4 protein-coding genes are annotated in these 6186 nt (G+C 60.0%); all 4 read left to right on the top strand.

Annotated features, from left to right (window positions below; genetic code table 11):
• The first annotated feature begins 4 nt into the window (after positions 1-4).
• The 4 genes from flgJ (at position 5) to JH25_RS04730 (ending at position 6157) form a co-directional block, all read left to right on the top strand.
• Complete coding sequence (gene flgJ, locus JH25_RS04745; protein WP_032880054.1) at positions 5-1270, top strand: flagellar assembly peptidoglycan hydrolase FlgJ; 1266 nt, start codon at positions 5-7, stop codon at positions 1268-1270.
• Positions 1271-1280: 10 nt separating this feature from the next.
• Positions 1281-3326 carry a flagellar hook-associated protein FlgK gene (flgK, locus tag JH25_RS04740; RefSeq protein ID WP_005790099.1) on the top strand — a complete coding sequence of 682 codons (2046 nt, stop codon included), beginning with the start codon at positions 1281-1283 and terminating at the stop codon, positions 3324-3326.
• A gap of 14 nt (positions 3327-3340) precedes the next feature.
• The gene (locus tag JH25_RS04735) at positions 3341-4951 is read left to right on the top strand and encodes a flagellar hook-associated protein 3 (RefSeq protein WP_032880055.1); all 1611 of its coding nucleotides are present in this window, start codon (positions 3341-3343) and stop codon (positions 4949-4951) included.
• Positions 4952-5227: 276 nt separating this feature from the next.
• Positions 5228-6157: a ketoacyl-ACP synthase III gene (locus JH25_RS04730; RefSeq protein ID WP_005790096.1), complete on the top strand. Its 930-nt coding sequence runs from the start codon at positions 5228-5230 to the stop codon at positions 6155-6157.
• Positions 6158-6186 lie beyond the last annotated feature (29 nt).

Consider the following 6186-nt stretch of genomic DNA (forward strand, 5'->3'; position numbering starts at 1 on the left):
GGCCATGGCCATGGATATGCGCAAGAGCGGCATCAGCAGCACGGCGGACTCGGGGTCTTACTCCGACCTGAATCGGCTTAACCAGCTGAAGGTCGGTGATGACAAGAACAGCGAAGGCAACATGCGCAAGGTGGCGCAGGAATTCGAATCGCTGTTCTTGAACGAGATGCTCAAGTCCATGCGCTCGGCCACCGATGCCCTGGGCAAGGACAACCCGTTGAACACCCCGGCGGCCAAGCAGTACCAGGAAATGTACGACCAGCAACTGGCGGTGTCGATGTCCCGCGAGGGCGGTGGTATCGGCCTGGCCGACGTGCTGATGCGCCAGATGCAAAAGAACAAACCGGTGGAGGCCCAGGCCGCCACCTTGCAAGGCCCGGCAGCGGATGGGCCGGTGAGGAAAGTCGATGTGCCGACCGAGATTGCTGCCGGTACCCAGGCTGAGGGCCCGTTGGGGCGCTCCAATGGGCAGCGTCCATTGTGGGCCTATCGCGTGGCCGAGCCGCAGGCCGGGGCCGTTGCGTCTCACAGCAACGACATGGAGCTGATGAACCAGCGCCGTATCGCCTTGCCCAGCAAGCTGACTGACCGTTTGCTTGCCGGCATCGTGCCCAGTACCCAGGTCGAGGCCAAGGCCGCGCCGCTGCGCAACAGTGCCGCCGATGACAACGTCATCAACAGCAGTGCGCGCACCTTTGCCGTACCGAGCGGGCGCATGCAGGTGTATGGCCGCGCCATTGCCCAGCCACCGCTGGCACCGGCGAAGAAAGCCTTCAGCTCCCAGGATGAATTCGTTGCCACCATGCTGCCGATGGCCAAGGCCGCCGCCGCACGGATTGGCATCGATCCCAAGTACCTGGTGGCCCAGGCAGCGCTGGAAACCGGTTGGGGCAAATCGGTCATGCGTGCCGAAGACGGCAGCAGCAGCCACAACCTGTTCGGCATCAAGGCTGGCCAGAGTTGGCAGGGCGGCCAGGCCCGTGCGATCACCAGCGAGTTTCGCGATGGGGCGATGGTCAAGGAAACGGCGCAGTTCCGTTCCTACAGCTCCTACCAGGACAGCTTCCACGACCTCGTGACCCTGCTGCAAAGCCATGATCGCTATAAAGAAGTTGTGAAATCAGCCGACAACCCGGAACAGTTTGTACGCGAGTTGCAAAAAGCCGGTTATGCAACCGACCCGGATTACGCCAGCAAGATTTCGCAGATCGCAAAAACCATGAACAGTTACCAGAACTACGCTGCCGCTGGCGCAACCACACATTTATAAGGTCTGAACCATGAGTTTGCTCAGTATCGGGATGTCAGGGCTCAACGCCGCTCAAGGATCGCTGTCGGTCTTGAGTAACAACATCGCCAACGTGAACACCCCGGGGTATTCGCGTCAGCAGACCACGCAGAATACCAACGCGTCGAACCCGTTCGGCGGTGTGTTCATCGGCACTGGTACCACCCTGGCCGACGTGCGCCGGGTGTACAACGAATACCTGGACACTGCCTACCAGAACAGCACGGCCCTGAACAACGATGCCAAGGCGTATCTGGATCAGGTCGGCGCCGTCGACAAAGTGCTGTCGGACAAGACCACCGGTCTGTCATCGGTGCTCAGCTCGTTCTTCGCTACCCTGCAAACTGCAGCGTCCAACCCCAGCGACCTGTCGGCCCGCCAACTGCTGGTGACCAACGCCCAGACCCTGAGCAGCCGTTTCAACGCGATCTCGACGCAGTTGACCCAGCAGAAAGAGACTATCAACAACCAACTGAGCAGCATGAGTGAGCAGGTCAATCAATTGACCGCCTCGATTGCCTCGCTCAACAAGCAGATCTCCCAAGTGCAAGGCGCGTCTGGCAATGCACCGGCCAACCTGCTGGACTCGCGTAACGAGGCGGTACGCTCGCTCAATGAGCTGATCGGCGTAACGGCCACCGAGAAGAACGGCCAGTTCAGCGTGACCACCGGCAGCGGCCAGTCCCTGGTGGAGGGCGGGATCTCCAATACGATTTCCGCAGTGCCGAGCAAAACCGATAACAGCCAGTACACCATTCAGCTGGACATGAACGGCACCACCATGGACCTGGGCGGCGTCATCAGTGGCGGCAGCATCGGTGGCCTGTTGCGTTATCGCAGTGATGCCTTGATGCCGGCTATCAACGACCTGGGCCGTATCGCCATCGCAACCGCAGACACCATCAATAACCAACTGGGCCAAGGCCTGGACCTCAATGGTGACTTTGGCGTTTCGCTGTTCAAAGACATCAACAGTGCCGCCGCCATTGCTTCGCGCAGCCAGGGCGCCTCTGGCAACAGTGCCGGGGCCGGCAACCTGAATGTGACGATCAAGGACAGCAGTAAGTTGTCCACGTTTGACTACACCGTGACCTTCAGCGACAAGACCGACCCCAACAAGGTCACGGTACTGCGTTCGGACGGCAAGGCAATGGGCACCTTTGACATGGGCTCCACACCGCCGCCGACCATGGATGGCTTTACCCTGGCGCTGGACGGCAAGGGCGCCATGGCGTTTGGCGACAGCTTCAAAGTCAGCCCGACCGCCACCGGCGCAAGCGGTATGGGTGTAGCGCTCACCGATGCCAACAAGCTGGCGTTTGCCGGCCCGCTGGCGGGTACCAGCAGCAAGACCAACAGCGGCACAGGCACATTTACCCAGCCGTCGTTGACGGTGCCGCTGGACATCCATGGCGGCACCGACACCGCACAGTTGCGCGCCGGTATTGAAAACTCGATGCCGGTGAAGATGGTGTTTGGCAAGCCCGCCGCTGACGGCACGCAGTCGTATACGATCAGCGATTCCAAGGGCAACCCGATTGGCACTGGCTCAATCATCCCGGGGCAGGGCAACAAGATCACCGTCGACGTACCGATGCGCGACGCCAGCGGTGCAGCCATCCCCGGCAAGAGCTTCAAGTTCGACACCACCGTCAATGGCTCCCCGGCAGACGGCGACAGCACTACCTTCGCCTTCAACAGCGGCGGCAAATCCGATGGCCGAAACGCCCAGGAACTGCTGAACCTGCAAACCAAGGCCACCGTTGGCATGGGCGAGGGCAACGGGGGCACCAGCCTGGTGGGGGCCAATAGCAAGCTGGTCTCCACTGTCGGCGCCAAGGCCAGCCAGGCCGGGGTCGACAGCGCCGCCACCGGTGCGTTGCTGAGCGCCAATAAAGATGCGCGCAACTCGGTGTCCGGGGTCAACCTGGATGACGAAGCCGGCGACATGATCAAGTTCCAGCAGTACTACACCGCGTCGTCGCAGATCATCAAGGCTGCGCAGGAAACCTTCACCACACTGATGAATGCTCTTTAAGGGAGGCTGGGACGATGCGTATTTCTACACAGCAGTATTTCGAGACCAGCTCTGCCAAGTACCAGAGCAACTATTCCAGCGTGGTCAAGGCCCAGGACCAGGCCAGCACCGGTGTCCGTGTGCAAACCGCCGCGGATGATCCGGTAGCGGCGGCGCGGTTGCTGATGCTGCAACAGCAGAAAGATATGCTGGCGCAATTCAACGGCAATATCGACACGTTGAAGAACTCGCTGACCACCCAGGACGGCGTGCTGGAAAACATCAATATCGCGATTCAGCGGGCCAGTGAGCTGGCGTTGAAGGCGGGTAACGTTGGTATCAGCGACGCTGACCGCAAATCGACTGCCGCCGAGATCGGCGCCATTGAAGATCAGGTGCTGGGCCTGCTCAATACCAAGGACGCCAGCGGTAATTACCTGTTCTCCGGGAGCAAGACCGACACGCCTCCCTACACCCGCAACAATGACGGCACCTACAGCTACCAGGGCGATGACACGCCGCTGAGCCTGAAGGTGGCGGAGAACCTGTCGGTCGCCATGGGCAATACCGCCAAGAGCATGCTGGAAAGCTCGGCGAATACGGGCCGTACGCAAACAGCACCGATCCTCGTGCCGCCAGCGGTCGATGATGGCAAGGTCACCGTGTCTGCCGGGCTGATCGCGGCCAACACCAGCTATAACAGCAGTTTTTCCGACGGCCAGCCGTACAAGCTGACCTTCACCAGCAGCACCCAATATGTCGTAACGGACAATGCCGGCAAGGACATCACCTCGGAGATTCCGGGCAACGGCACTTTCGATGCCACCAAGGAAGGCGGTTCGAGTATCAATCTGCGCGGGGTCAAGTTTGACATCGGCTTGAACCTGGGCAAGGACGCACTGGGCAAAGACATACTGCCCGGCGCGCCATCGGACGCCATCGTCAAGGATCGCGAGTTCAGCTTGTCGGTCAAGCCGGACACCTTCAGTGTTTCACGCACCCCGAGCAATCCGTCCACTGCGCAACTGAGCGGCGGCACGGTGAGCGATCCGGCGGCATACGCCAGCACCTTTCCCAACTCGGGTGTCGTCGTCAAGTTTGGCGCGGCCGGTGCCTATGATCTGTATGCGCAGCCGTATACCGCAGACAGTAAATCCATTGCCAGTGGCACCCTGGCAGCTGGTGCAACGTCAATCACGGCGGCGGGCGTGACCTTCGATGTCACCACCGCACCGGCGCCGGCAGCCGGCGACCAGTTTTCGATCAGTGCCACCAGCAACAAGAACGAGAATGTCCTCGACACCTTGAGCCATTTGCGCAAAATCCTGGAAACGCCGTCAGACGGCAACCCGGCGGCGCAGAAGGAGCTCAAGGATGTGGTGGCCAAGTCCATTGGCAACCTGACCAATGCCTACAGTCAGATCGACCAGGCGCGCGGTTCCCTGGGTGCGCGCCTCAATGGCCTGGATATTCAGTCCAAGGAAAACGTCAGCCTGGACCTGGCCAATACCACCACCATGAATGCCCTGGGCAATGTCGACTTCGCCGAGGCCGCCATCAACCTGAGCTTGCAGCAGACCATGTTGCAGGCTTCGCAGTTGGCCTTTGTGAAAATCTCGCAGTTGAGCCTGTTCAACAAGATGTGATCGGCGCTGTGCACGACGGCCCAGCCTGGAAACAGGCTGGGCCGTCGTCGTTTCCGTGGCGCAATTGTTGAAACGTTTTGCATAAACCACGCAAAATTGAGTGACCTGTGAGTCATAAAGCGCATCTTCACTGTATCGTGTGAAAAGGATAAGTCGTCACAGGGCCTTCATCGGGCGGCTTTCACCGGGATTTTTATGGGGTTATCCCCTTTATTGTCAGCACTTCCGGCATAGCCCGAGGGGTGTTCTCCAGCTATTTAGTATTGGGAAGCCACAATGATTGGCATAAAAAGCATCGCCAGTTACGTGCCGGCGGACGGGATCGATAACTACGCCCAGGGTGCCAAGTTCGCCAAGGATGAAGAATTCATCATTGGCAAGATCGGCTCGGCGTTCCTGCCGCGCAAGGAAGCTGCACAGGAGACTTCCGATCTGTGCGTCGAAGCAGTCAACGCCTTGTTTGCCAACAACCCCGAATTGAAGCGTGAGTCCATCGACGCGCTGATCGTCGTCACCCAGAACGGCGATGAAGAGGGCCTGCCTCATACCGCCGCCATTGTTCAGGACAAACTGGGCCTGCCTACCCACGTTGCCGCCTTCGATATTTCCCTGGGCTGCTCCGGCTACGTCTACGGCATCTACGCGATGAAGGGCTTCATGGAAGCCGCCGGCCTGAAAAACGGCCTGCTGATCACTGCAGACCCGTATTCGAAGATCGTCGACCCGGAAGATCGCAACACCACCATGCTGTTCGGCGATGCCGCCACCGCCACCTGGATGGGCGAAGATGCGCCGTGGTTGCTCGGCAAGTCCAAGTTCGGCACCGACGGTTCCGGCGCGCCGCACCTCAAAGTCAGCGACGGCGTGTTCTTCATGAACGGCCGCCAGGTGTTCAACTTCGCGCTGCTGAAAGTGCCGGCGCACTTGCACGAGTTGCTCGCAGAGTCGGACCTCAAGGCCGATGACATCGATGCGTTCTGCATCCACCAGGGCAGTGCGGCCATCGTCGATGCCGTGGCGCGTCGCTTTGAAGAGGCGCCGGTGGACAAGTTCATCAAGGACATGGTCGAGACCGGCAACACCGTGTCGTCGAGCATCCCGCTGCTGCTGGAAAAGCACGTGATGGACGCTACCTGGAAGCGCGTGGCAATCAGCGGGTTTGGTGTGGGCCTGTCGTGGGGCTCGGCGATTCTCTATCGCCCGTGATGTTTTAGCCGCTGCATAAAAAAACCGCG

It is taken from the genome of Pseudomonas sp. BRG-100 (assembly GCF_000737955.1).
In the GTDB taxonomy this organism is placed as follows: Bacteria; Pseudomonadota; Gammaproteobacteria; order Pseudomonadales; family Pseudomonadaceae; genus Aquipseudomonas; species Aquipseudomonas synxantha_A.